The sequence below is a fragment of the Pseudomonas putida genome (assembly GCF_002906855.1).
Classification (GTDB): Bacteria; Pseudomonadota; Gammaproteobacteria; order Pseudomonadales; family Pseudomonadaceae; genus Aquipseudomonas; species Aquipseudomonas putida_N.
In genome coordinates this window covers 1-2,391 of record NZ_MINI01000049.1, presented here as the reverse complement: position 1 = coordinate 2,391, position 2,391 = coordinate 1, and the positions used below count along the sequence as shown (strand labels likewise).

General features: G+C 61.4%; 1 protein-coding gene and 1 pseudogene. Both read right to left on the bottom strand.

All coding sequences use genetic code 11. From position 1 onward, the window contains the following. Positions 1-92: 92 nt before the first annotated feature. On the bottom strand, positions 93-827 hold the full coding sequence (istB, locus tag BGP85_RS28575) for an IS21-like element helper ATPase IstB (RefSeq protein WP_103466625.1): 735 nt from the start codon (positions 825-827) through the stop codon (positions 93-95). Continuing rightward, positions 760-2,328 (bottom strand): annotated as a pseudogene (gene istA, locus BGP85_RS28570) (IS21 family transposase). Before istA ends, istB begins: the two are co-directional and overlap by 68 nt. Between the last annotated feature and the right edge of the window lie 63 nt (positions 2,329-2,391).

Genomic DNA, 2,391 nt, shown 5'->3' with positions numbered 1-2,391 from the left:
TGCCTCTGGTTGCATAGGGTCAGCGCGCGTAGGCCCGGAGCTCTCCATTTAGCGCAGGGGCCTGCGGGCGCGGGTTGTTTGTCTTTTCGGCTTTAGCTTTGAGAGCGGTTTTTGAAGCGCCAGGATTCATTCCCGGTCTCAACGATTTCGCAATGGTGGGTGAGTCTGTCGAGCAGAGCGGCGGTCATTTTGGCGTCGCCGAATACGGCCGGCCACTCGCCGAACGCCAGGTTCGTCGTGACGATAATCGAGGTCCGCTCGTATAGCCTGCTGATCAGATGGAAGAGGAGCTGACCACCGGCCTGGGCGAATGGGAGATAGCCGAGCTCGTCCATGATGACGAAGTCGAGTCTGGTGATGAAGTCGGCAAGCCGCCCCTGCTTTCCGCTGCGTGCCTCCGTCTCGAGCCGATTGACGAGGTCGACGACGTTGAAGAAGCGGCCGCGTGCGCCGTTGCGGATTAGGGCGCGTGCGAGCGCGATGGACAGATGGGACTTCCCCGTGCCGGTTCCGCCGACCAGAACGATATTGTGCTGCTCGGCGAGGAAGGCTCCTGTCGCAAGCTGGCGCACCAGGCCTTCGTTGACTGGCGTATTGGTAAAGTCGAAGTCGTCGATGTCCTTGGCTAGCGGCAGCTTGGCGACGGTGATCTGGTATTTGATGGAGCGCGCCTGTTTCTCGGCGATCTCTGACTGTAGCAGGTCACCGACAATGCGCGGCGGCTCGTGCTGGCGCTTTATGCCGGAGGCCATGATCTCGTCATAGGCGCTGCGCATGCCGAACAGCTTCAGCGTGCCCATCATGTCGAGGATTTGGGATCGTTCCATATCAGCTTGCCCTCCTGAGGCTGTCGTAACGGGCGCAATCGGCTAGAGGCTCGTGGGTCAGGCGAAGCGCGTCGGGAATGGAAAGGATGGCGGCCGGCTGCGGATCACGCTTGCGGGCCAGGATATTGATGATGACGGCAGCCGAGAACACGCCCTGATCGAGCGCCTCCTGGCAGGCCGCTTCGACGGCGGGGAGCCCGTCCAGGCCCACACATTCGAGGATCGACACCATCTGCCGGTCGCCGTCATGCATGGACTTCAGCCGGCGGCGCACCTTCTCCATGGCGGCGGGCAAAACCCAGTCGTGGAATGGCGCACCGTTGCGCAGTGCTCCCGGCTTGCGGGTCAGGACCGGCACGTAATGCCAGGGATTATAGATCGTCTCGCCACGGCCGAAGCAGCGATCGTGTTGGCCGATCTCCACGCCATCCTGCCGGATGACGATGCGATCTGCATAGGCATGTATCTCGGCCGGGCGGCCGACTGCCGTGGATAGCACCGAGTATTTGTTGTTGTCGAAACGCACGAGGCAGGTCTTGCCGATCGAGGCCTGCACCGCGTGGAAGCCGTCGAACTTGCCGGGATAGCCGACCAGGTGCGGCCGTTCCCTATCGAACACCTCCCAGATCGTGCGCTCCGTTTGATCGACATGTTTATGGGCGCGGGCATAGCTGATGCACTTGTCCAGCAACCAGCCATTCAGTTCATCGTAGGATTTGAAGCGCAGCCGCGGCGTGAAGAAGCGTTCCCGCACCAGATTGACCTGGTTCTCGACCTGGCCCTTCTCCCACCCCGACGCCGGCGTGCAGGCCACCGGCTCAATCAGGTAGTGGCTGCACATCTGCAGGAAGCGGCGATTGTACTGCCGGTCCTTGCCGACGAAGACCGTCTCCACCGCGGTCTTCATGTTATCGTAGATGCCGCGCGTGCAGGCCCCGCCGAAGAACGCGAATGCCCGGTCATGGGCATCGAAGACCATCTCCTGCGTCTCGCGCGGATAGGCTCTCACATACATCATCCGGCTGTGGCAGAGCCGGACATGCGCCACCTTTACCGTAGTCGTCACGCCGTTCAGCACGACGATCTCGTGGCTCCAGTCAAACTGGTAAGCCTCGCCCGGCGCATAATAGAGCGGCACGTAGGCTTCCGCCGTCACAGAGCCGCGCTCCTTCGCCCAACTTCGGGCGTAGCGCCGGACTGTGTCGTAACCGCCCTCGTAGCCGAGGTCGCGCAAGTCCTCGAATATCCGGATCAGTGTCAGCCGTTCGCGAGAGGATTTGGCCTCATTGGTGAGCAGCATTCCATCGAGCTGATCGCGCCAGGGGCCGAGCTTCGGCTGAGGTTGACGGGTCCGCTCGTATTTGAACTCCGTCTCATCGGTGCGCAAAACCTTCCGCACCACTTTCCGCGATATGCCCAACTCCCGGCAGATCGCCTTGATCGGCTTGCCCTGAACATGGGCCAGCCGCCGTATCTTCAGAATTGTTTCCACAATAAGCATCCAAACAAAAAGCCTCCGATGAAACCGGAGGCTGTTGTAACCCCATCGCAGATGGGGGTCCCG